This window comes from Rohdeia mirabilis (genome assembly GCA_007750655.1).
In the GTDB taxonomy this organism is placed as follows: Bacteria; Planctomycetota; UBA1135; order UBA1135.
Genome location: CP036290.1, coordinates 1,197,229 through 1,221,688 on the forward strand (window position 1 = coordinate 1,197,229; position 24,460 = coordinate 1,221,688).

The following is a 24,460-nucleotide window of genomic DNA, read 5'->3' on the forward strand; positions in this document are numbered from 1 at the left end:
CGCGTCCCGAGCCTTCGTCCGCCGACCCTCCCTCCATCGCTCCGTGCACACGATCGACGTCCACAACGAAACGGCCACCCGCGCGCGCCGACACTCGAGCGCGTTCGCGCGGGCGGCGCGCGCCCTGCTCGCGACCGGATTCGCCGTCGCGGGCGCCGTGACCGGCGCGGCGACGACCGCCTTCGCCCAGCAGCCCTTCGATCCGGCTTCGAACCCGGCGGCCGGCCCGGCGCCCTCGACCGCGCGTTCGAGCGGACGCCTGCCCGTCACGATCGTGGCGGGCAAGCTCGTCGCCGCCTGCGACCTCGCGACGAACGCGCGCCGGATCCCCGCCAACCTCTTCGTCGACTTCGATCGCCAGTGCGCGCTCGAACTGCACAACAGCGCGGCCGGCCGGCAAGCCCTCGACGTCGAGGGCGCGAACCCGCCGCGCGAGGTTCGCATCATCTTCCCCGACCTCGAGCTGTCGAACGTCGGGCGCGCGCACGGCGACGAAGACTTCCTGAACGACTTCACGAAGTACCACAGCCACGAGATCGGCGAGAACGCGGTCGTCGGCACCATCGGCGCCGGAATCCTGTCGCGCTACCACGTGACGATCGACCTCGCGAACGGCTACCTCCAGCTCGACGCGCCGCGCACGCAGGGAGCGAACGCCGCGCGCGCCGTCTCGCCCTCGGCCGACGACTTCGACGTGCCGATCACGCTCGACTCCGGACTGGTCTGGCTGCCCGCGCGGTTGCCCGGTGACGTCACCGGAGCCATGGCGCTCGGGACGTCGCGACACGACGCGCTGATCGACGAACTCGTCGTCGACGATCTCGACGCGCCGGCCGGCGACGTCGAGTTCCTGCGCATCGGTCCGCTCGACGTGGCCACCGTTCTCGCCCTGCGTCCCGAGCCGTCGACGCTGGCCCACCCCGACGGCGCCCTCGGCATCCTCGGGATCGGTTTCCTCGAGAGCTTCCGCGTCGAGATCGATCGCGTGAACCGTTTCGCGCGCATCCAGCGCAGCGCGAAGCAGCCGTTCCCCGCCGACGACCGCGCGTTCTTCGCCGCCCGCGTGCGCGAGGAAGCGGCCGCCACCGAGGCCTTCCTCGATGCTTGGCCAGAGGCGCGCCTGACCGAGGAGGCCGCGCGCCTGCTCGTCGACCAGCGTCTCGAGGAGTTCGCGGACGAGCCGGACCTGCGCCGCGCGATCGAGCGCTACGTCGGTTCGCGCCCGAAGGACCTGCGCTGCTCCACCGCGCTCGATCTCTTGAAGGCCCTGCGCGCCGAGGGCGAGGAGACCGCGGCCGTGCTCGCCGGTGAGTGCGGTCTGCCGTCCGCGCGCGAGGACCGCTATCCCGAGTCGGGTCCGCAGGTGCGTTCGCGAATGGGCCAGATCCTCTACCACCGCGGCGACCTGGACGGAGCCTGGCGCCACCTGTTGTCGGCGGCCTTCAACCAGCCCGACGACGGCACGATCAACCTCTACCTGGGGCGCGTGTACGAGGACCGCGGCTGGCTCGAACGGGCCCAGTCGCGCTACGTCCAGGCGATCATCGTGCCCGAGAGCGGCCCCCAGGCCATGGAAGGGCTCGAGCGCGTGGCGCTGGCGCTCGGCGAGGGCGGCGGACTGTCGGTGGACACGGTCGATCTGCAGATCGCCGGCAAGGTCTACGGCTTCGGAGCCGCGACGCGCTACCAACCGGACGCGGACGTGAAGCCGAACCGGCGCGTCCTCGTGGAGTACTTCGCCGGCGCGCATCTCGACCACCGCGCGGCACTCGGCGGCGCGCTCGCCTTCGAGGGGCTCGCCAGCCACTTCGGCGACGAGTACATGGTGCCGCTGACGTACCACGTGCCGATCCCCAAACTCTCGCCCCTGTGCACGGACGTCGCCGAACAGGTCGCGGCGCGTCGCGGCGTGACGGGTGGCATCGTCAACGTCATCGACGGCGTCTCGGCGCAGCGCGCGGCCGGCCGGCACCGCGACGCCGACGCGCTGTACGAGATGAGCCGTCAGGCGGTCGTCACCGAACTGGGGCAGTTCTCCGACTACGAGATCGACATCGTCGCGAGCCACGCGGACGGTCGTCTGGTGGGGGACGTGTTGGCCAGCGGGCCGGCCGATCCCGACCTCGACCTGATGGTCCTGCTCGCCGAGCGCGGCGTCCTGTTCCCCGGCGCCAGTCAGGTCGTCGTGCACCGTCACGTGGTGCGTGCGAACCTGGCCGAAGGCGCGGGCGGCGTGGCGTGGTCCGAGGACGCCGACGAGTTGTCCTACCGCTTCGACGTCGCGCTCGCGGACCTGGTGGACGAGCACCGCGCGTGGCTCGCCGCCGAGGTCGCGAAGGGCGCCGAGGACGTGCCGACGCTCGGGACCGCGCTCGATCCGCGGCAGCTCGTGGTGGTGGCCTACCTGATCGATCGTGCGACGGGCGAAGTGGCCCAGGCCAACAGCGCGCGCGTCGAACTGACGGAGCAGGAGCTGTGAGCACGAACGATCCGAACACGGGCTCGGTGGCCGACGCCCAGCGCGCCACGAACGAAGGACTGCGCGAGGACCTGCACGACCTGGCCGAGCGGACCGCCCTCGATCTGGCGCACCGCCGCGCCGTGCGCACCGCGTCGCTCGTCACGAGTCGTTCCCTGTGGCTGGTGCTGCTGGTGCCGGCTCTCGCGGTCGTCGTCGCGCTCGTCCTCAACCTTCTGCGCCGCCCAGAGCACTTCTGGCGCACCGAGACGCTCGGCGAGTACGTCGGGACGGCGCTCCTGCTGTCGATCGGCGCGCTCGTTCCGCTCGCCGCGCTCGTGGCACACCGCACCTGGCGCGCCTACGAGACGCGCGCGACGCGTGCGCGTGCCCTGGCGGTGCTCGACCGGCACCTCGGGCTCGCGGACCGTCTGACCACCGCGGACGAGTTCCTCGGTTTCTCGGGTCGCAACGGCTTCGAGATGGCGGCCGTCGAGGACGCGCGCGACGTGGTCTCGAAGGCGCGCGGCACCGTGCTGCCCCAGGTGGCGTTCGGTTGGCGTCCGCGCCGGCCCGAGTGGGCGGTGTTGGCGCTCGCGTTGGCGCTGACGCTGCTCGCGGCGCGCATCGACCCGGGGCACCGACTCCACCATCCGGACGGCCAGATCGAGGAAGAGACCGCGTCGCTGGGCGAAGTCACCGTGCTCGACACGGGTGTCGAACGCACCGCGAGCGAGTCCGACGCGGAATCGGACGTGCCCGAGACGCCGCCCCGTGAACCGCGCGAACGCCGCACCCAGACCGCCGTGCGCGCCGATGCCAAGGCGACCGAGGTTCCCGACCAGGTCAAGGAGAGCAAGGGCACGACGCGCGAGGGCGAGTCGTCCGACGCGCAGAGTTCGAGCGGCGCCGGTTCGGCGAAGGGCACGCCCTCCAACCAGGAGCAGCAGTCGGCGGGCGAGGCGAAGGCCCAGCAGACGCCGAAGAAGCCCAAGCCGACCGAGGAGACGCGCGAGGACGAGCAGCAGGAGAAGAAGCGCGCCGAGGAGGACTCGGGTTCGACCGCCGGCCGCGGCTCCGCGAAGGGCTCGAACAAGAACGCCGTGGCGACGCCCTGGTCGAGCAAGGACCAGGTCGACACGCCCGACGACCAACAGATCGAGGACGACGACGAGTTCGAGGACGACGCCGAGGAGCAGAAGGCGCGCGGCGGCATGCAGCCGAACATGCGCGACCGTCGCCCGCCGGTCAGTCGCGACCTCTCGATCGGTTTCGGCAACCGACCGAACCCCGACGCCAACGGCCGCGGCGGTCCCAGCGAGCAGAAGAAGTCGCGCGGCACCGCGTCGCTCGTGCTCGGCGTTCCCGTGCCCGACCGCGTGAAGGGTCAACCGAACCGCGGCAAGACCAAGATCACCCAGGAGCGCGTCGAACCGCGCGCCGAGGTCGCCGACCCGGTCGCGGCCGGTGCGCGCGAAGCGTCCCAGGCGCCGCTCGGCAACGTGCCGTCGCCCCAGTCGTCGCCCTGGATGCGCGACGCCGTGCGCCGCTACTTCGTCGCCCTGCGAGCGAGCGAGGCCGAGGTGCCCGCGCCCGCGCCCTCCTCGGACGACTGAACCCACGGCGGCGGTGCGCCGCCCCGAATCCACACCTTCCACGACCGCGCGCGCCGCGGTCGCACCGCTTCGGCGCGGGCTCGATCGCCGCGCGCCGCCGCCCCTTCCCACCACACGCACGTTTCGATGACGACCGAAGTCGCCGCCACTTCCGAATCGGCCCGCGAGGCCGCCGCCCAGTTCACGTCCACGTTCGCCGCGATCTCCCGCGAGGTCGGCAAGGCGATGGTCGGCCAGGAGGACGTGGTGCGCGGCGTGCTGACCGCACTGCTCGCGGGCGGCCACGTGTTGCTCGAGGGCGTTCCGGGCCTGGGCAAGACGCTGCTCGTGCGCACGCTCGGCTCGGCGCTCGACCTGGACTTCAGTCGCATCCAGTTCACGCCGGACATGATGCCCGCGGACGTCCAGGGCGCTCAGGTGCTGGTGGAGACCGAGGGCGGCGGCCACGAACTCGAGTTCCGTCAGGGACCGCTCGTCGCGAACCTCGTCCTCGCCGACGAGATCAACCGCGCGACGCCCAAGACGCAGTCGGCGCTGCTCGAAGCGATGCAGGAGCGTCAGATCACGGTCGGCAACCGCACGATCGTGCTCGAGGAACCCTACTGCGTCATGGCGACGCAGAACCCGGTCGAGCAGGAGGGCACGTACCCGCTGCCCGAGGCGCAGCTCGACCGCTTCCTGTTCAAGTTGATCGTCGGCTACCCGAAGGAGTCCGAGTACGGACGCATCCTCGACCTGACCACGGGCAGCGACGACGCGCAGGTCCACGCCGTGTCCAACGCGGCCGAGGTGGCGAAGATGCGCGCGATCGTGCGCGCCGTTCCGGTGCCCGAGCAGACCAAGACCCACGCCATCCGACTGGTGATGGGGACCCAGCCCGGCAGCGACTACGCGCCGAAGCTCGTGAACGACAACGTGGCTCTCGGCTCGTCGCCGCGCGGTGCGCAGGCCCTGTTGCTCGGCGGCAAGGTGCGCGCGCTGTTGGCCGGGCGCTTCGCCGTGGCGGCCGAGGACGTGCGCGCCTGCGCCCACGACGTGCTGCGCCACCGTGTGCTCGTCAACTTCCACGGCCAGTCCGACGGCATCACGCCCGACCGCGTGGTCGACGCGGTCCTGGCCCACGTCCAGGCTCCGGGCGCCCAGGTCTGATGCCCACCGCGGTCACCGACCCGGCCGAGCTGCTCGACGCCGACTTCCTCGACGCGTTGACGCGCCTGCGCATCGTCGCGCGGCGCGTGCCCCGCGGCGGACGCTTCGCCGACCAGTCTTCACAGGCGCTCGGAAGCGGCCTCGAGTTCAAGGACTACCGGCCGTACACGCCCGGCGACGACCTGCGCGCCATCGACTGGAACATCTACCGTCGCATGGGCCGCGTGTTCGTGCGGCTGTTCGAAGAGCTCGAGGATCTGCCGGTCTACCTGCTGCCCGACGTGTCGGCCTCGGCCTTCGTGGAGACGCCGCCCCGCGGTCGCGCCGGCCTGCGCGCGGCACTCGCGTTGGGCGCGGTCGCTCTGGGACAGCACGACTCCGTCGGCGTCTTCCCGTTCAGCGACGACCTGCGCATCGCCCTGCCGCCGAGCGCGGGCAAAGGACGGGTGTGGACGCTCGCGAACGCGATGGCGCGCATCGAGGTCGGCGGCGCCACCGACATCGAGCGCAGCCTCAAGCGTTTCGGTGCGATGCGGCTGCGGCGCGGCCTGGCCGTGATCGTCTCGGACTACTTCGATCCGCGCGGGATCGAGGCGCTGCGGGCCGGACTGCGCCACGTGCGCCACCAGGTGCTCTTCGTGCAACTCACGCGACCCAGCGACTCGCGACCCGATCTCGAGGGCGACCTGCGGCTCGTCGACTGCGAGAGCGGTTCCGTCTGCGACGTGTCGGTGACGGGCGACGTGGTGCGGCGCTACCGCGAGGCCTACGCGCGCTTCGAAGGCGAGTTGATGGACGTGGCGCGCAAGCGCGGCGCGGGACTGTTGCGCCTCGACGTCGAGGAACCCGTCGTGCCGCAGTTGGCGAAGCTGTTCGAGAGCGGGACCCTGCGCGTCTGACCCCGATCCATGAACCTCACCTCGCTCTCCGGCGCCGGCTTCTGGCTCGGTGCACTGGCTCTGGCCGGCGCCCTGTTCGCACTCCAGCGACTGCGCGTCCGCCACCGCGAAGTCACGGTCGTGACGACGCTCTTCTGGCGCGACGCGCTCGAGGAGACGCGGGCGCGCACGCTGATGGAGCGCTTCCGTCACCCGCTCGCCTACCTGTTGGCGTTGCTCGTGGCGTTGCTCGGTTGGCTGTCCTTCGGGGCGCCGATCGCCGATCGCGACGACGGTTCCGACCACCTGTTCGTGCTCGACGTCTCCGCGCCGATGGCGGTGGGGGAGCGGTTCGAGGAAGCGACGCGCGCGCTGATCGACGAGGTCCGCCGCACCGATCGCGCCCACAGGCACGTCGTGGCCTGCGGGTCCAGACTCGAGACGTTGCTCGCGCCGGGCGAGGACGAGCTGTTGCTCGAAGAGCGCCTCGCGGCCGTGGAGCCCGAGGCCTGCGCCCCCGGCGTCGAACGCGCGCTGCTCGTGCTGGCCCGGCGCGCGGGCGAGGATCCGCTGCTGGTGGTCCACCTGCTCGGCGACGCACCGGTGCGCACCGAAGTCCTGGCCCTGCTCGGTGATCGCACGCGCGTCGAGCGGATCCTGCCGGCCGGTTCGGACGCTGGGTCCCAGCGCGTCGCTCCGGCGATCGTGGACGTGGCCTGCGGTCCGTCGGCGTCCGGTCTCGACCGCGTCGACGTGTGGGCGCGCACCGTCGGTGGTCGCACCGACCTGGTGCTCGTCGACGGAGCGGACCGACGCACGCCGACGACGGTCGCGACGGCCGACGGACGGACGCTGTTCACGTTCGAGGACCTCGCCGGCGACGGTCGAGCGGTGACCGTCGAGTTCGAAGGCCCCGGCGCCGAGCCGCTGCGTGGCCGGGCCGAAGTCGTCCTGCCCGACCGTCGCGCGTTGCGCGTCGCCACCGTCGCGGATCTTCCGACGGGACTCGAGATGGCGCTGCGCTCGAACGCCGGCGTCGAGTTCGTCGAGCCTTCCAGGGCCGAGGTCGTCGTGCGCTACGTCGGCGACGACTTCGGCGGCGGTCTGCCGGCTCTCGAGCTCTCGACGGCGGACGGCGACGACGAAGCGTTCGTGCTCGTCCACGAGAGCGACGCGGCCGACCCGCGCTCGCTGTTGTTCGAAGCTCTCGGCGACCTGGGTCTCGAGTGGATCGACGGCGACGAGTTGGCGACCGCGACCGGCCGTGCGATCGAGCTCGGCGAGCGCGTCGGTCCGGTGCGCGCCTTCCGCCTGTGGGCCGAACTGTGCGGCAGCGGCGGTGCCTTCGCGCGCGACGCCGCCTTCCCGCTGGTCGTCGCGCGCGCGCTCGAGTGGCTCTCGGGTCGCGCCGATCCGCATTGGATCGTGCGCGCCGGCGATCCGCTGCCCGACGCGCGCGCCGCGTTCGAACCGAACGGCGCCGAATCGACAGCCGCTCTCGACCCCGTCGGCGGCCAACTGGTCCCGCCGCGCGCGGGGCTCTACCGTTCTGGCGACGGAGCGGTCCTCATCGCGGCCGGGCCCGCCGCGCGACCCTTCGACGACGCGGTGACGAGCCGCGATGCCGCCGCGCCGCCGTCGTCCGCCTTCGACCTGGCGAACCTCCTCCTCCTCCTTCTCGCCGGCCTCTTCGTCGTCGAGTGGAACCTCGTGCGTCGCGGACGCATGCCCTGACCCAACGGGACGGCGGCGCGCCGCGCGTCCCGACGAACACGAACGACGATGCGATTCCTCGAGCCCAACTTCCTGTGGCTGCTGCCGCTCGTGGTCGCGCTGTGGTTCTGGCCCCGCGCGGTCACGGGCCGGGCCGACCTGCGGGCGTTCCTCCTGCGCGCGGCCGCGCTCGTGCTGGTCGTTCTGGCCCTCGCGCGTCCGGTGGTGGACACCAGCGTCGAACGCGGTGACGCGGTCGTCGTCCTCGACGCGAGCGACAGCGCGACCGCGGCGCCGGTACTTCCCGAGGGCGTGCGCGACTTCGTGCGCGGCGCTCGGCGCGCAGCGCTCGTGACGATCGGTGCCGTGCAACTCGGCCCCAAGGACGCGGAGCTCTTCGACGCGCGCCTGTCGTTCGCGCGCGACGGTTCCAGTTCGCCGCTGGGAGCCGCGTTGGAGGCCGCCGGCGGACTCGTGCCGAGCGGCGTCCCCGGCGCGGTGCTGCTGTTCACCGATGCGCGCGCGACCCGGTCCGACTTCGCGGCCGGCGCCCAGGCTCTCGCGGAACGCGGCATTCCGACCTTCGTGTCGCGCACCAGTGCCACCGAGCCGAACGGTCTGCCGCTCTCGATCGAGCCGCTCGGGACCCTGCGCGTCGGACACACCGGCCGCGTGCGCGTGCGCGGTCTCGGGGCCACCGACAGCGTGCGCCTCGAGAGCGGCGACGGCGTCCTGGCGGAAGCGTTCGCGACCAGTGCGGACGGTCGCTTCGACGCCGTGCTCGAGTTCGAGCCGCCCACCGCCGGATTCGTCGCCGTGCGCGTCGTGGCCGCTGGCGGCGTCGCGGAGGCCACGCTGGCCGTGCAGGATCCGCTGCGCGTCGCCTATCTCGGCGGGCGCATCCAGGGCGGCGGCGAGGCGCTCGGCCAGCTGCTCGGCGCCGGCTTCGACGTTCGGACGTCACCGCGCGCCGACGACGGCAGCCTCGACGAGGATGCCGCGGGCACGGTCGAGCGTCTGCTCGGCGACGCGCCTCTGGTCGTGCTCGACGACATGCCCGCCGAGGCGTTGCCGGAAGGACTGCTCGAGGAACTCGCGGAGCGCGTCGAGCAGCGCGGCACCGGACTGGTCATGTCGGGCGGTTCCGCGGCCTTCGGTCCCGGCGGCTACGCGGACACGGCGCTCGAAGCGGTGCTGCCGGTCGACTTCGTCCAGCGCGAGGAGAAGCGCGACCCGTCGACGACCCTCGTCGTCATCATCGACACGTCGGGTTCGATGGGGGGCGAGCGCGTCCAACTCGCGAAGGAGGTCGCGCGCCTCGCGATCCAGCGCCTCCTGCCGCACGACAAGGTCGGTCTCGTCGAGTTCTACGGCGCGAAGCGTTGGGCGGCGCCGATCCAACCGGCCTCGAACCACATCGAGATCGAGCGCGCGATCAACCGCCTCGACGCCGGCGGCGGAACGGTCATCCTGCCCGCGATCGAAGAGGCCTACTACGGGCTCCAGAACATCGAGACGCGCTACAAGCACGTGCTCGTCCTGACCGACGGCGGCGTCGAGCGCGGCGCGTTCGAACCGCTGCTGCGCCGCATGGCCGACAAGGGGATGACGGTGTCGACGGTGCTGGTCGGCGGCAACCTGCACTCGGAGTTCCTGGTCGACATCGCCAACTGGGGCAAGGGCCGCTTCTACTCGGTCCCCAACCGGTTCAACATCCCCGAGGTCCTGCTCAAGCAGCCGACGAGCGCGCAGCTGCCCTCGTACCGCACGGGCAACTACGCCGTCGACGCGCGCGGCGGATCGGTCTGGTGGGGTGGTGAGCGTCCGACCGACCTGCCGGACATCGCCGGCTACGTGGAGAGCGAAGCGCGCCCCGGTGCGGACGTCACGCTCCAGGTGGCCGACACCGGGCAACCGCTCGCGGCCTCGTGGATGTGGGGCGCCGGGCGCGTCGGTGCGTTCATGACCGAACCGGTCGGCAGCGGCACCGAACCGTGGTCCGACTGGCCCGAGTACGGACGCTTCATGGGCCGTTTCCTCGCCCGCTGCGCGTCGCCCGACGACGGCCCGTACCGGTTCGAGGCGCGGCGTCAGGGCCACGAGGTCGTGGTGCTCGCGACGGCGCGCTTCGAAGGCGCGAACGCGAACGTGCGGCCCGCGGCGCGCACGTCCCAGGACCGCGCGTTCGACTTCGTCGAGGTCGGCCGCGGCATCTTCGAGGCGCGTCTCGCCAGCGATCCCGAGCGCGAGCTGTGGCTCGGCGTGGGACACACGGACGCGGGCGCACGGATGGTCGAGGACCGCCGACTCGTGGTGCCGTCCGCGAGCGTTCCCGAAGTCGCCGTCGATCCCGCCGACCAGCTCGACCTCGATCGTCTCGCGGCTGCCACCGGTGGCGGCTCGCTCGCGACCACCGGCCTGCGCTTCGGTTCGCGCACGACGACCGGCGCCGTTCGCTCGCTGGCCCCGCTCCTCGCGCTGCTCGCCGTCCTGCTCTATCTCGTCGACGTCCTGCTGCGGCGACTGCCGCGCCGCGCCGCCTCCCAACGAGCGTCCGCTCGATGAAGTCCACTCGATGAAGTTCGCCGTTCCGACCGCTGTCCGCCTTCTGCTGCCGATCGTCGCCCTGTCCACTCCGCTCGTGGCGACGGGTCTGGCGGCGTCCGCCGTGACCGCGCCCGCGCCCGCGCTGTGCTCCAGCGCGCCGGTCGCGGCCGCGTACCGAGCGACCCGGGACGACCTTCCGCCCGCCTTCGCGAGCGCGCTCGAAGTGGCGCTCGAACGCGGCTTCGATGCCGACGCGCACGTCGAGCTGTATCGGCTCGCGATGCTCGAGTGGTCCGACATCGGTCCGCTGATGGCGGCGCTCGACGACCTCGCCCTCGACGGAACGAGCGACGCCGCGCTGCGTGCGCGCTGTGGTTGGTTGCAGGCGCACCTGTCCTGGAACGACGGCGAACTGGACGACGCGCGCCGCCGACTGCGCGACCTGGCCGAGACCGTGGACGACGCCGCGGTGTGGTGGTCGCTCGGGTGCGTGCACGACGCGCTCGACGACCGCGAGAGCGCGAAGGACAGCTACCAACGGGCGCTCGACGCCGATCCCTCCGCGGCGCTCGAGGGCCAGCTGCGCTTGCGCCTCGCGATGCTGCCCATCGGACTCTCGGACGAGAGCGACGACGCCGCCGCCGAAGCACTGGTCGAGTTCGGATCGCGCGCCGCGCGGGACGAGGACGAGCGCAACCGGGCGGCGATCGTCCTTTCGCTCGACGGGCGCTTCGCCGAGGCGCTCGAGCTGTTCCAGGTCGGCGACGTCGCGCAGCAGAAGAGCGCCGAGACCTTCCGCCGCCAGCTGCGCCTGACCGAGTGGGCGCTCGCCGCGGAAGAGCCCGAGCGCGCGCAGCAACTGGCCTGGGACGCGGTCCACAGCGCCGGCCCGCGGCGCGACCGCCGCTACGCACTGGGGCTGCTCGTCGAAGCGCACCGTCTCGACGAGAGTCTCGAGGCCCTCATCGAACGCATCCAGTCCGACCCCGAGCGCAGCGACGAGTCGACGCAGGTCTGGATCGAGCTCCTGCGCGAGACGGGTCGCTTCGAGGAGGCGATGGACTGGTTCCGCGCGTCGGAGGAGGCCAGTGCGGGCGCCGACGAGGACCTGGTGGACGAAGTGCGTCGTCAGCTCCTCGACCTGTGTCGGGAGTGGGGGCGCGAGGACCTGCTCGAACAGGAGTACGCGCGCCTGATCGCCGCGAACCCCGCGTCGATCATCTGGCGCGAAGGACTGTCGCGCTTCCTGCTCGAGAAGGGGCGCGCGGACGAAGCGCGCGCCGTCTGGGCCGACTACCTGACCGATCCGAAGCTGCGTCGCTACCTGCTCACGGCGGCGGGATCGATGGCCGGCCTCGGACTCGACGATCTGGCGCTCGAAGCCTGCGAGGTCTGCATCGCCGCCGGACGCGAACCGCTCGGGGCGATGCTGTTCGCCAGCGACATGCACCGCCAACGCGGCCGCCTGGACGAGTCGTTGGCGCAGCTCGAGCGCATGCACGCCACCGCCCCCGCGGACGCGCCCGAACGCCTCGCCCTGGCCGAGGCATTCGAACGCATCGGTGCGCTGGAGCGCTCGGTCGAAGTGCTCGAAGGCGTGCGCGAAGCTCTCGGAGTCGAAGGACGCGCCGAGGACCTCGACATGCGCCTCGCGTGGCTCCTGTCCGAGGTCGATCGCGAGGACGACGCGCTCGCGCTGTGGACGGAACTCTGGCGGCGCGTCGATTCGCCCGGTCGCCGCCGCTACGTCGAAGAACGTCTGATGTCCGTCGCGTCGCGCCTCGGCGTCCTGGCCGACATCGCGATCGATCTCGAGACCAAGCTCGCCGCCGGTGAGGCCGACGATCGCGACGCGGGCCTGTTGGTCCAGCTCTACAGCCGCGTCAAGGACGCCGTCTCGGCCACCGAAGTGCTCGAGATGTTCCTCGCGAGCTCGGGTGGTTCGAAGCGCACCGAACTCGAGGAGAAGTCGCGGATCTTCCTCCAGTGCAACGACTACTACCGCTACGAGCGCACGCTGCGTGAGCTGATCGAGGTCGACCCGGAAGGCGCGCCCGACTACCTGCGCCAGCTGGCGATGAGCGCGCTCGAACGCGGCCAGGCGCGCGAGGCGCGCGAGATCCTCGAGGAACTCGTCCGCACCGAGCGCGGCACCGACAGTGCGGAGTTCGAGGCCGGCGTCCTGGCGTTGGCCGGTCTGCGCGAGGAGGCGGCGAGCGCCTACCGCCGCGGGATCGCCGCGAACCCCGACCGCATCGAGAACTTCCTCCTGCTCGCGAACGTGATGCGCGACCTCGGCGACCGCAACCGCGCCGTCGGGATGTTCCAGTACCTCGCCGAGCGCGCGGACCAGGACGACCTGTTCACGATCGCGATCGACGGGCTCCTCAACATGGAGGCCGGCGAACGGGCGCTGCGTTGGGCGCGGCGCTGTGCGCTCGAGCGGATCGCGAGCCGCGACGACAAGACCTACCTGTACCAGCTGGTCGCGGACCTGTCCGAACAGCTCGACGACGAGGAGTTCATGGTGCGTGCGCTCGAAGGCGCACTACCGATCGCGGCCGAGCGGCGCGTGTCGCTCCTGCGCGAGCTCCTCGACCTGTCGACCCGGCGCGATCGCGTCCTGCGTTTCGGACGGCGTCTGGTCGGTTCGGGCCAACTGGTTCCGCCCGACGTCTACCTCCAGCTGGGCGAGACCTTCCTGAAGGCCGACGACGTCGTCAGCGCCGCGCGGACGTTCGCGGTCGCGGACTCGCTCCAGGAGGCCAGTACCTTCCAACTCGACGTGGCCCGCATCTTCGAGCAGCAGCTCTACCTCGAGCGCGCGAAGGACGCCTACAGCCGCGCACTGATCGGTCGCGATGCCGACGTGGGGCTGCTCGCGAAGCTGGGCGAGATCCACGAACAGGTGGGGGACGACGCGTCCGCGTGGACCTACTACTCGCGGGCGATCGACCTGCTCATGTCGCGCCAGCCGCTCGTGGCGACGAAGTCGGTGGCGGTCGGAGGCAGCGACAACTCCTTCAACTTCTTCAGCGCTCGGAACGTCGACGACTACGACCAGTACCTGACGCGCTGTCGGACCGGGCTGCTCACGGCCGGCCGCGATCGCGAGGCGCTGCGCGGGCTCGTCCGGGACCAGATCGCGCTCCTGCACGCCGAACTGGCGGCGACGCTCGAGCAAGCCGACTCGGCGGACCGCGATCTGGCCCAGTTCCCACGGGTCGCGCGCCGAGCGGACTTCGCGCGCTCGCTGGCCCTCTCGACCGGGCTCGCGTTCGAGGTCGAGGCGTTCGACCTCGATCTGATTCGCAGCTTCCCGGGCGACGAGGGACTCCTGGCGCGACTCGTGTCGGCGCGCACGAACTGGGGCTTCCAGGGAGCGGCGCGACGACTGTGGGAGCAGGCCGACGTGCCCGCCGAACGGCGCGAGGCCCTCGCGTACCAGTTCGCGGGGGGGGCGTCCGGAGCGACGCTCGACACGTCGGAAGGTTTCGACGCCCGAGTCGCGGTGCGGCGTATTCCGCGGCTCGTGGCCGATGGCGCGAGCGAGGACCTGCGTGCGCTGCTGCTCGCGATCCTGAGCGACCCGAACGCCTCCGAGGCGCTGGACCCCGGAGCCCTGTTCTCGGCGGCCTGCGAGATCGACGACACCGAGGTGCGCTTCCGCGTCCTGCGGCTGTGGATCGATCGGAGTCTCGCGCGCACCGATTCGTACGAGGTGCGGCGCGCGCTGGCCCTGGCCGCCAAGGCGTTGCCCGAGGACTACCGCGCGCTGCTCGAGGACCACGTCACCCGTTCGGTGCTCGGCGACGACGCGCGCGCCGCAGGCATGCTCGATCTCGTGCTCGAGCTCGAGGACAGCAGCGGTCGCGACCTCGTTACGGACGAACAGCTCGTCGACCTCGTCGATCGCGCGTTCGAGTCTCGCGGCTACTGGGCCGTGTACCCGTTCTTCCGCGTTCTGCCGGACGAGGCGTTCGCGGGCGTCCTGCGCCGCACGTTGGTCAAGGTGCCCGAGTCGAGTCGCGCGGACTTCCTGCTGGATCTCGTGGGTGGCATGGATCGCCCGTTGGCCGCGGGTGCGGCGGAGCTCGTGCGCGGCGCGTTCCGCGACGCCGTGGCGAAGGTCGACAACCCCCAGTGGCTGACCTACACGCTGCAGCAGCTCGGGCAGTCGAAGCACGACCCGGCGCTCGCGCTGGACCTGATCGACGAGTTCTGCGCGCGGTGGGGCGACGGACCGCAGTACCTCGGCACGCGGATCGGCGCGCTGTGTACGCTCGGACGCCGCGACGACGCGCTGGCCCTGATGTTCTCGCTGTACGAGGACGGGGTCCAGGTGGACGACGACGATTGGGAGCTGCGCCAGGCGATCCAGACCGCCGAGGCCGCGCTTCTTCCGGACAGCCTCGACGCGCTCGTCGAGCGGCAGATCGAGATCGGCGAGAGTACCGGTGACCTCGCGGACGCCCGCAGTCGCTGTCTCGTGCTGTACCGCCGCGCGTTCCAGCAGGACGGGACGCTGCGCTTCCACCGTTGGGCGGCCGAGCGCTGGCCCGACGACGTGGACGTGCTCGGCGAGTTGGCGGCTGCGCTGCGACGCGACGAGCCGGCCCGTTGGGAACGACTCGCCGTGCTCGAGCGGATCGCGGAGCTGGCCGAGCCCGGGAGCGAAGCCGCGGAGGACGCGCTGAAGGGCGTCGCGCGCTTCTGGAAGGACCTCGAGAACCCCGTCGAGGAGGAGCGCTGGGACGAGCTCGCCAAGGCTGCGCGCAAGGAGCGCCGCGCCCGCGAGAAGGCCGAACGCGCCGCGCGGAAGGCGGCCGAGGAAGCGGCCGAGAAGGAGGCCGAGCAGGAGGCCGACGACGTCGACCCGGAAGAGGGGAGCGCCGTCGCGACGATCGGCACGCCCGTGGGCGGCTCGGTTTCCGCTGCCGCGTCGCTCACAACGGTTCCACCGGTGTCGTCCGGATCACCGTCTTCCGGATCACCGTCTTCCGGATCCACGGCGACCGGGTCGAGCGCCCCTTCCTCGACGTCGAGCAGCTCGGTGCCCGCCGTCGCGATGACGCCGGCGGCCCCGCTCGGCGGCTCGTCGACGGCGACGATCGCCGTTTCGAGTGGTGGCGGCAGCTTCGTCGTCATGGACGACGGCACGTTCTTCGAGCTCGAGGAAGAGGCGGACGACGAACGGGGCGAGAAGGCGCCGCGCGCGAACCTGGCCACGATGGCGGGCGAACTCGCTGCGGATGCGCCCGACCTCGAGCTCGCGCGCGCGGTCTTCCGGCGCATGTGGCGCAGCTTCCCCGCCGACGACGACATGTTCTTCTTCTTCGGCGGCAACGCTGGCTTCGGCGGCTGGAACGGCGTTCCCGAGCGCTGGTCGGGGGAGGTGCCGCTCGACGTGCTCGACGTGATCGATCCCGAGGCGGCGACCGAGAGGCGCGCCGCGCTCGAGGCCGAAGCGGCGGCCTTGGCGGCGGCCGAAGCCGAGGCCGCGCTCGAAGCCGAAGCTGAAGGCGACGACGGTGCGGCCGACGACGGTGCGGCCGAAGACACGGCGGACGCGGACAGCGTCGACGTGCTCGACGCAGCCGCCGAGGAGCTCGCGTCCGAGGACGACGAAGGGATCGAAGCCGACGAGACGCCGAGCGACGCGGACGCTGCACCGGCCGCGACCGCCGAGCGCAAGAAGCGCGGCGGCCTCGACGACCTGCGCGATCCACCCGCTCAGACCGTCGCCAAGACCTACGGCACCTACGAGGTCCTGGTCGAGATCGCAGAAGGCCGGGCCGAGATGGAGCGCCAGCTGCGCACCCGCACACCCGAGCAGTTGGACTTCTGCGGTCCGATCTTCGAAGCCATCGCGGCACGGGACCGACGTATCCTCAGCGCGGACGGCGCGCTGGACGCCCTGATCGAACGCTTCGACGCCGAGCGAGCGGGACGCATCGAACTCGAGCTCCTGCTGCAGCACCTGCTCGCCGGTCACGGGACCGAACGCGAGGACGTGCGGGCGGTGCTCGACCAACTGCTCGCGAACACCGGACCCACCGACTCCGCGCGCCTCGTCGAACTCGCGCGCCTCCTGGCCAGCGGCGGACGCACCGAGTGGGCCGAGCGGTTGCTGCCCTGGTGTGCGTCGCTCGCGAGCCTCTCCGGCGGCTCGGACCCGTTCGGTGGTGCCTTCGTCGTCTTCGATGCGAACGGCCAGTCCTCGGTCACACCGGCCGGACTCCAGTCGCTGATCAAGGCCGTCCGCGAGTCGCTCGAGGGCGAGGCGCGCGTCGCCGCCATCGATTCCGTGCTGGAGCGCATGCGGCCGATCGACCTGAAGAGCGCCTACGACCCCTATGCCTACTACGATCCGTGGAGTTCGTCCGACGCGGGGTACGTGAACGTCGTGCTGCGGACGTGGCTCGAGGAGCTGCCGCCCACAGAGGCCGTGGAACGCTGTCGCGAGACGATCGACAGCCTCCTCGCCTGGGACGGGAAGGAGCAGCCGAACCGCAGTGCGGCACTCGTCGCCTGTGAGATGTGCGCGAAGGCGGGTGACGTCGAACGCGCTGCGCGCCTGCTCGAGATCGCGCTCGTGGAGCACGAGTTCGATCCCACCGTGGACGCGATGTTCGGCGTCGTCTACTTCGACGAGTCGGGCAGCGTGCGCACGACGGGTTCGCTCAGCCTGCAGGACCAGCACCGTCTCTTCCCGGAGCCCGGGTCCGATGCCGCGTCCGCCTTCGCCGATCCGAGCGCCTGGTACGCCGCGGCATCGAACGCGCTCCGGGACCTGTTGCTGCGTGGCGAGATGGAGATCGATCTGGGTCTGCGGACGCTCGGGCTCGCTCTGTGGCGACTGACGGGCAGCGCGCACGTCGACGCGGTGGACGGAGCCGTCGCAGGGCTGGAACGCTTCGCGAGCACGCACCCCGAGTCGCTCCTGTGGGTGCTCGACGGCGCGGTCCGTTCGGGGCGCGAACGCGCGGTGCTCCCGCTCGAGGCGGCCTACGCCGAGGCGCGCCTCCTGCGCAGCGACCGGGTGTCGGACGCGGTCTGGCGCGCCTGGGACCTCGAGGGCGAGGCCGCGGGACTCGCCCTGGCGGAGGACTTCGGTACCTGGACGCTGCCCAAGTCCTTGCTCGACCAGCTCGTGACCCTGTGTGTCGCGACCGGCGACGAGGCGCGCGCCGCCTACTGGCGCGGCGTTCGAGACGAGGCCTACTGAGCAGCCTCATGGAGATCGTGCTCGTCCACCCCCAGATCCCGCACAACACGGGCTGCATCGCGAGGACCGCCGCGGCGACGGGGGTCCGACTCCATCTCGTCGAGCCGCTGGGCTATTCCCTCGAGGATCGGTACCTCAAGCGCGCGGGACTCGACTACTGGCCGCTCGTCGACCTCTTCGTCCACCGCGACTGGGGTGCGGCAGCGGCACACCTTTCCCGCGGTTCGGACCGCGACCTCGTCGATCGGCTGCGCCCGTTCAGCGCTCGGGGCGGAACCAGCCTGTTCGAGTCCCGCTTTCGACCCGACGACGTCCTGCTCTTCGGATGCGAGAGTCACGGGCTGCCGGAAGACCTCCTGGAACGCGCTGCGCGGGGGCGCGTGTACATCCCCGTGCGCGAAGGCGTACGAAGTCTCAACTTGGCGAGCGCGGCCTGCGTCGGCCTGTACACTGCGATGGTCGCCGCCGGGCTCCCCCTGCCCGACAACGACGGCGTCCACTCTCCCCATCCACGCCAGGCCGACGGACTGCGGCCCACCGACGTCGCGCGCCACCCAGAACCGTGAGCGCGCGCGTCGCTGGCACCGCGCTTCGGCGACCCGCGCGACTTCGTTCGCGCGCCGCGTCCCGATCCGACACCGCCTGCGACACCGCCTGCGACACCGCCTGCGACACTGTCCTCGACACCGGTTCCGCGACCTGTGTGCGCGGACCACGTTCCTGCCATGACGACCGAGTCGACCACGTTCATCGAGTGCACCGCCGCGTTCCAACGCGCGCTGTGTTCCGTGAGCGGCGACACCCGTGAGCGTGAGCGACTCCTGGCCGACGGCGTGCGCGTGATCCAGGCGGCGCTCGAGCGCGGCGACGCCAGTCCGCGCGTGTGGGTCTACCTCGGCGAACTCGAGCTGCAGCGCGTGCGCATCGACGAGGCGCACGCCGCGTTCCAGCGCGCGGTCGAGCTCGACCCGCTCGATCCGTTGGCGCACTCGGGACTGGCCTACAGCCTGCTCGAGAAGGGCCGCGACGACGCTGCGGAAGAGGCGCTGGCCGAGGCGCTGATGACCTGCGAGAGCGCGTTCCTCCACGGCCAGTACGGCAGCCTGCTCGTGCGTCAGGGCCGCTACGACGAAGCCGTCGACCAGCTCGAGCGCGGGCTCGAGCTGGAGCCCGAGAACGAAGAGCTGCTGCTCCTGTTCGCGCGGCACCTGTCGGAGAGCGAGGACGAGATGCGCGGATTCCTCGAGCGCGCGCTCGTCAGCGACCCGGACTTCGTCGAGGCCCTCTGCGAACTTGGCGCCCTGTTCTGGCTGCAGGAGAACGCGACGGCCGCGCGCCGGTGCTTCGCGCGGGCGCTCGAGCTCGACGACGAGTGTCTCGAGGCGCTGCACGGTCTGTCGGAGACCCTGCGCGTCACCGATCCGCGCGAGGCGATGCGACTGGCGGGGCGTTCGATCGAGATCGATCCCGAGGAACCGCGCGGCTGGTCGTTGATGGGCGAGGCCCTGTGGGAGCTGTCGCACAAGCGCAAGGCGCACCGTGCGCTCGAACGCGCCTGCGCGATCCGGCCCGTTCGCCACGAAGGCGCGCGCGCGTTCTGGCTGCGGGCGCAGATGGCCGAGCAGGAAGGCCTGTTGCAGCACGCCATCTGGCGCCTCGAGGAGGCCTCGGCCCACGCGCACCTGTGGCCGCCGATCGCTTCCGATCTCGGGCGGCTGTACGCCCACATCGGTCGGACGGCGGACGCGCGACGTTGGCTGCACGTGGCGCTCGAGCACGACACGGACGACGACGCGTCGCGTCGACTCCTGTCGGAGCTGGACGGCCAGTGAGCCCCGGCGACCGCAGCGTCCTCGGGGCCGCGCTCTTCGACGACGTCGCGCCGCAGTTGGACGCGAGCGTGCTCGACCAGCTGCCCACGCCCGCGCTGGTGATCGACCTCGACGTGGTGCGCCACAATCTCGCGCGCATGGTCGAGCTGCTCGAGGGCGACGTCGACCGCTGGCGACCGCACCTGAAGACCACGAAGGCGCCCCGCCTGTGGAGCGAGTTGTTCGCCGCGGGCGTGCGGAACTTCAAGTGTGCGACCGTGGACGAGGCGCGGGCACTCCTGCGCCACGCGCGCGCTCGCGGGGAGAGCATCGATCTGCTCGTCGCCTATCCGCACCACGGACCCGCGGTCGGTCGCATCGCGGACCTCGCGCGGGAGCACGGCGACTGCACGGTCTCGGTCCTCGTCGAGAGCGTGGACGACGTGGCGCGCTGGCCGGAGCCGATCGGTCTGTTCGTCGACCTGAATCCCGGTCAGGATCGCACGGGACTCGCCGCCGGTCTCGCGTCACGTGTGCTCGAGGTCGCGCGCGCAGCCGGTGCGCGACTGCGCGGACTGCACTACTACGACGGGCACCACGCCGGGAACGAGATGGAGCGCCAGAGCGCGGCGCACGCGGGCTACGGTGAACTGCTCGCGCTCACGTTCGAGCTCCGGTCGCGCGGCATCCACGTCGCGGAGCTCGTGACCAGCGGGACGCCGTCCTTCACCGCTGCCCTCGGCTTCGACGGCTTCGCCGCGCTCGAGTCGACGCGACACCGCGTCTCGCCGGGGACCGTCGTCCTGCACGACGCGCGCTCGGAGGAGCAGAACCCCGCGCTCGGCTTCCGGCCGGCGGCGCTGGTCGCGACGCGCGTCGTGAGCTGCCCCAGACCTGGCCGCGTGACCTGCGACGCCGGATCGAAGGGCGTCTCGGCCGAAGCGGGTTCGCCGGTCGCCGTGGTGATCGGTTGGCCGCGCCTCGTGCCCGCGACGCCCAGCGAGGAACACCTGCCGCTCGATGCCTCCAGCGCGGCACCGGCCGAACTGCCTCCGCGCGGCGGTGTCCTGTGGCTCGTTCCGCGCCACGTGTGCACGACCGTGAATCTCTACGACGAGGCCGTCCTGATCGAAGGCGGCCGAGTGGTCGGTCTCGCCGCCATCGCGGCCCGCGGACACAGCATCGCCGGAGCATTCGATCGACTGCTCGGCGCAGAAGGCTCTCCCGACGGCGGGGTGGCGCCCGGCGGCGAACGTCGGAAGCGGCAGTGACCGAGGCAAGCGTGAACGACGACAGCGAGAAGGACGCGACGGCGAGCGACGAGGCGAGCGACGAGGCTGGAGCCGACGCGGGTGCGACTGGCTCGGCTGCGGTGGCGACGGATCGCGACCCTGGACCGATGTGGGCCGGCGATCCGACCGCGGCGCGCATGCCGCGCCGCGACGACGTGATCGAGTTCGACGTGCGCGGCTTCGACGGACGCGGAAACGCGATCGGATCCGTCGGGGCGTACTCCGTGACACTGCGGCGCGGCCCGCTCGGCACGCTGCCCGGTGCGCGCGTGCGGGCGCGCGTCGCGAAGCGGCGACGATCCGCCGTCGAGGCGCACGTGCTCGAGTTCGTCGAGCGTTCGCCCCACGAGGTCGAGGCCCGTTGCGAACACGCGGCCGACTGCGGTGGCTGTCGCTTCCAGGAGCTCGACTACGCGCGCCAGCTCGTCGAGCTGGGTGCGATCGCGCGGCGTCGTCTCCGGCCGCTCGAGCCGTTCGGGCTCGAACTCCCCGATCCGATCGGAGCCGACGATCCCTGGCGCTATCGCAACAAGATGGACTTCACATTCGCGAGTCGCCGCTGGCTCGAGAGCGACGACGACGGCCGCCACCCGAACTTCGCACTCGGACTGCACGCGCCGGGACGCTTCGAGAAGGGCCTCGACGTGCGCGCCTGTCACCTGCAGGGTGCCGTGGGGGACCGCATCGTCACGGCGGCGCGGAGCCGAGCGCTGGAGCTCGAGCTCGAACCCTGGGACCTCCGCGATCACACAGGTTTCCTGCGACACCTCGTCGTGCGGCGCGGCGAAGCGACCGGCGAGTGGCTCGTGTACCTCGTGACCTCGTGCGCTCTGGACCGCGATGGCGAACTCGCGCCGCGCTTCGAACGTTACTGGCGAGCACTCGTCGAGGACATGCCCGAGATCACGACGCTCGTGCACGGTGCGACCGACCGGCAGAGCTCGGTCGCGATCGGCGACACGGACCGCGTGCTCCACGGCTCGGGACGCATCCGCGAACGGCTGGCTGGGCTCGAACACGAGATCTCGCCGCGTTCGTTCTTCCAGACCAACACGGCCCAGGCCGAGCGCTTGTTCGAGACGGTGGCGGAGTTCGCCACGGCCGGTCGCGCGACGCCGAGCGGCGTGTTCTGGGACCTCTACTGCGGCGCGGGCCTGTTCGCTCTGGCGCTCGCCGATCGGTTCGAGCGCGCGTTCGGTGCGGAGCTCGTGCCGGAGGCCATCGCCGACGCGCGCGCCAACGCGGTGCGCAACGGTGTGACCAACGCGCACTTCGAAGTGGCCGACGCGGCCGAGCTCCTGGTGCGTGCCGCTGCCGGTGCGCTCGACTGGCCCGCACCCGACGTGGCCGTCGTCGATCCGCCGCGCGCCGGTCTCCACAAGGACGCCGTCGACGCGCTCGTGCGCGTGGGGCCGCCGCGACTCGTCTACGTCTCGTGCCACCTGGACAGTGCGGCGCGCGATCTCGTGCCGTTGCTCACCCAGGAAGGGGCCGACGGGCGCGGTGCGTATCGACTCGTGCGCTCGGCGCTCGTCGACCTCTTCCCGCACACACCGCACCTCGAGGGCGTGTTCCTGCTCGAACGCTGAGCAGCGGAGCTCGACCGTGCGGGCCGGACCACCCCCAGCCCTGGCAGGGCCTTGACAGCCCCCCCCCACCTCCAGAGTACCGTCGGCTGGCAGCCATCCAGCGCCTTCCGTGGGCCGCTGAATTGGAGCGAGCCTCGGCACCGCCAAAGAGCCCTACGACTCGGCTGTGTCCGTCTGGCCAAACATCGAACCCCGAGAGACTCTCATGGCACTTGCACCGTTCATCATCGCTGGAACGATCCTCTTGACGGCAGCCGCCCCGCTGCTCGACTCCCTCGACCCGCCGCCTTCGATCGAGGCCGAGTGCGGCCGGACGAGCACGTTCATGATCGGCCACCGCGTTATCTCCGCGGTTACGGACGTCGAGGCTCAGAACGACGGCTTCGACTCGGACGAAGTGGCCTACCACATTGCTCGCTACAAGGCCTACTACCGGAGAAACATCACGTGCCTGCGGGACGAGTGCCCCAGCCCTTGGAGCTTCGACTGCGTGCCGACTTCGAACTTCGTTCCCGGTGTCGGGCTAGGGCACGCGACTCCCGGTGGGTATGTCTTCAGCTGGTCGGACGCGACAGTGACGCGCGGATGCACGGAGTGCACCGGGCTGTAGGGCAAGGGAACGGGGGAGAGCCGCAGCCTGAGTCGAGATCACGATGATGAACACACCCACTCGATCCATCATGGCTGCTGCTCTTCTAGGCGCCGTGCTCGGCGCGCTCGCGATGCACTTCGCGCAGCGACTAGAACCTCGAGTGACGGAGCTGGATCCGATCGCGACCGATGCCGACCAGGCCACTTCCCCCGAGGCACGTCCCGATGGGGTTGAACTCGCCAACTTGCGGCAGGTGGCGCCTCGAAGTCCGGAAAGGGGTGCGCCGATGAAGGGCGGTTACCCACTAGACTTGAGTGAAGGCGAATTGGGGTCAGGACGGGACAGTTTCCCCTTGATCGGCGATGCGGTCGTTGTAGACGGCATTCCTATCGGCCGACTCGACATCGATGCACTCGAGTTCGACCAGATCTTGGATGTGGTCCGCCAGACCCAAGCAAGAGCAGCCATGATCGAGCGCGAGCTCTTGAGCGCCGTGCCGGTCTTCGCCCGGGAGCACCTGACGGTCGACGAGGCCCGCGAACGCTTTCGATCCGATCCGGGCACCTATATCGTCCAGGACCCGGACCTGCCCTGGGAGCGATACGAGGACATGCGGTACGTCGACCTCTCGGTCAACGCGACCCCTGAACTCCGCGAGCTGAGAGAATTGAGCGTCCAGGTTTCCGCCACGCAGGCCTACTTCGACCATCAATCGAACACGATGGCCGAGTCGCTCGAGAAGTACGACATGCCCGGCATCGTGGAATGGGTGCCGATCGACGGTGGTGCGACGATCATCGGCTATGACGCGGCCGGCAACGAGGTCGGCAAGATCTTGTCGGCCTGGATCGGCAAGCCCCTTTGAGCATCTGACCGGTCGAGCAGCACGTCGTGGTGAACGAGTCGGAGCGCTCGGCGCTAGTCGCGCGAAGGCGCCATCGCCAGAGCGAACGACAGTGGCACCTCGTCCACACCCGCTCGCCCGTCGGCTTCGATCAGGAACGCGGTCAGCGCCTCGACCCGCGCCGCCAGCTCGCGACGGTCCTGTTCGTTGAGGCGCAGCTGCACGGCGCGGAAGTGCATCAGGGGCGCCGGGTCGTCGCGCGAGTAGCTCGGGTCCTCGACCTGGGCGGCGATGGCGCGCTCGACGTCGCGGAGGTGGACGCGGACGTAGCGCTCGAGCTCGTTCTGCCAAGCCCGGTCACCGCTGGCGTTGTCGACCCGGAAGCGCGTGGAGATCGCCTCGTAGAGCATCTCCGGTCGCTTGCCCGTGGCGCGTTCGCCCACGGTTCGCACGATGCCGGCGTCCTCGAGCAGACGCAGGTGGTAGTAGAGCGTCGCGGGCGGCTTGCCCAGGCGCTCGGCCACGTCGCGGACGGAGCAGGGACCTTCGCTGGTCAGAACGTCGACGAAGCGTTGGCGGAGCGGCGAGGCGAGCGCCCGAACCTGCCGGCTGGCGTCGACGCGAATCTCCTTGGAGGAGGGCATGCTCCAATCCTAGCGCCCGAGGACCGATCCGTGGGACTGGTCCCGCCCGGGTCTCGGTCCTCGGCTTCTCGGAGGTGGGGGGGGACTAGGCTGGTCCGG

General features: G+C 71.3%; 14 protein-coding genes. 13 read left to right on the forward strand and 1 reads right to left on the reverse strand.

Annotated features, from left to right (window positions below):
• Nucleotides 1-43 precede the first annotated feature (43 nt).
• The 13 genes from Pla163_RS04525 (at nt 44) to Pla163_RS04585 (ending at nt 23,738) form a co-directional block, all read left to right on the forward strand.
• Complete coding sequence (locus tag Pla163_RS04525) at nt 44-2,479, forward strand: tetratricopeptide repeat protein (protein ID WP_145184232.1); 2,436 nt, start codon at nt 44-46, stop codon at nt 2,477-2,479.
• A complete protein-coding gene (locus tag Pla163_RS04530) occupies nt 2,476-4,074 on the forward strand; it encodes a hypothetical protein (protein WP_145184235.1) in 1,599 nt (532 codons plus the stop codon). The genes Pla163_RS04525 and Pla163_RS04530 overlap by 4 nt, the downstream gene beginning before the upstream one ends.
• A gap of 126 nt (nt 4,075-4,200) precedes the next feature.
• Entirely contained in the window at nt 4,201-5,223 is a 1,023-nt protein-coding gene (locus tag Pla163_RS04535; protein ID WP_145184238.1) for an AAA family ATPase, read from the forward strand.
• On the forward strand, nt 5,223-6,122 hold the full coding sequence (locus Pla163_RS04540) for a DUF58 domain-containing protein (RefSeq protein WP_145184241.1): 900 nt from the start codon (nt 5,223-5,225) through the stop codon (nt 6,120-6,122). The genes Pla163_RS04535 and Pla163_RS04540 overlap by 1 nt, the downstream gene beginning before the upstream one ends.
• A gap of 9 nt (nt 6,123-6,131) precedes the next feature.
• The gene (locus tag Pla163_RS04545; protein WP_145184244.1) at nt 6,132-7,835 is read left to right on the forward strand and encodes a vWA domain-containing protein; all 1,704 of its coding nucleotides are present in this window, start codon (nt 6,132-6,134) and stop codon (nt 7,833-7,835) included.
• A gap of 48 nt (nt 7,836-7,883) precedes the next feature.
• A complete protein-coding gene (locus Pla163_RS04550; protein ID WP_145184247.1) occupies nt 7,884-10,379 on the forward strand; it encodes a VWA domain-containing protein in 2,496 nt (831 codons plus the stop codon).
• A 10-nt stretch (nt 10,380-10,389) separates the two neighbouring features.
• A complete protein-coding gene (locus tag Pla163_RS04555; RefSeq protein WP_145184250.1) occupies nt 10,390-17,589 on the forward strand; it encodes a tetratricopeptide repeat protein in 7,200 nt (2,399 codons plus the stop codon).
• Nucleotides 17,590-17,597: 8 nt separating this feature from the next.
• Complete coding sequence (locus Pla163_RS04560; protein ID WP_145184253.1) at nt 17,598-18,155, forward strand: tRNA (cytidine(34)-2'-O)-methyltransferase; 558 nt, start codon at nt 17,598-17,600, stop codon at nt 18,153-18,155.
• Nucleotides 18,156-18,314: 159 nt separating this feature from the next.
• Nucleotides 18,315-19,421 (forward strand): tetratricopeptide repeat protein, encoded by a 1,107-nt coding sequence (locus tag Pla163_RS04565; protein ID WP_145184255.1) that lies wholly within the window; start codon nt 18,315-18,317, stop codon nt 19,419-19,421.
• On the forward strand, nt 19,418-20,671 hold the full coding sequence (locus Pla163_RS04570) for an alanine racemase (protein ID WP_145184258.1): 1,254 nt from the start codon (nt 19,418-19,420) through the stop codon (nt 20,669-20,671). Before Pla163_RS04565 ends, Pla163_RS04570 begins: the two co-directional genes overlap by 4 nt.
• An 11-nt stretch (nt 20,672-20,682) precedes the next feature.
• Entirely contained in the window at nt 20,683-22,281 is a 1,599-nt protein-coding gene (rlmD, locus tag Pla163_RS04575; RefSeq protein WP_145184262.1) for a 23S rRNA (uracil(1939)-C(5))-methyltransferase RlmD, read from the forward strand.
• A gap of 205 nt (nt 22,282-22,486) precedes the next feature.
• Nucleotides 22,487-22,891, forward strand: a complete 405-nt coding sequence (locus Pla163_RS04580) for a hypothetical protein (RefSeq protein WP_145184265.1) — start codon at nt 22,487-22,489, stop codon at nt 22,889-22,891.
• 46 nt (nt 22,892-22,937) lie between these two features.
• Complete coding sequence (locus Pla163_RS04585; protein ID WP_145184268.1) at nt 22,938-23,738, forward strand: hypothetical protein; 801 nt, start codon at nt 22,938-22,940, stop codon at nt 23,736-23,738.
• Nucleotides 23,739-23,791: 53 nt separating this feature from the next.
• Here the strand turns inward: Pla163_RS04585 and Pla163_RS04590 are convergent, their stop codons facing one another.
• Nucleotides 23,792-24,361, reverse strand: coding sequence for an ArsR/SmtB family transcription factor (locus tag Pla163_RS04590; RefSeq protein WP_145184271.1), 570 nt, complete (start codon nt 24,359-24,361; stop codon nt 23,792-23,794).
• Nucleotides 24,362-24,460: the final 99 nt, after the last annotated feature.

Coding starts and splice junctions, on each gene's coding strand:
- Pla163_RS04585 (WP_145184268.1), top strand. CDS start 22,938: ATGAACACACCCACTCGATCCATCATGGCTGCTGCTCTTCTAGGCGCC.
- Pla163_RS04560 (WP_145184253.1), top strand. CDS start 17,598: ATGGAGATCGTGCTCGTCCACCCCCAGATCCCGCACAACACGGGCTGC.
- Pla163_RS04540 (WP_145184241.1), top strand. CDS start 5,223: ATGCCCACCGCGGTCACCGACCCGGCCGAGCTGCTCGACGCCGACTTC.
- Pla163_RS04535 (WP_145184238.1), top strand. CDS start 4,201: ATGACGACCGAAGTCGCCGCCACTTCCGAATCGGCCCGCGAGGCCGCC.
- Pla163_RS04565 (WP_145184255.1), top strand. CDS start 18,315: ATGACGACCGAGTCGACCACGTTCATCGAGTGCACCGCCGCGTTCCAA.
- Pla163_RS04580 (WP_145184265.1), top strand. CDS start 22,487: ATGGCACTTGCACCGTTCATCATCGCTGGAACGATCCTCTTGACGGCA.
- Pla163_RS04545 (WP_145184244.1), top strand. CDS start 6,132: ATGAACCTCACCTCGCTCTCCGGCGCCGGCTTCTGGCTCGGTGCACTG.
- Pla163_RS04590 (WP_145184271.1), bottom strand. CDS start 24,361: ATGCCCTCCTCCAAGGAGATTCGCGTCGACGCCAGCCGGCAGGTTCGG.
- Pla163_RS04550 (WP_145184247.1), top strand. CDS start 7,884: ATGCGATTCCTCGAGCCCAACTTCCTGTGGCTGCTGCCGCTCGTGGTC.
- Pla163_RS04555 (WP_145184250.1), top strand. CDS start 10,390: ATGAAGTTCGCCGTTCCGACCGCTGTCCGCCTTCTGCTGCCGATCGTC.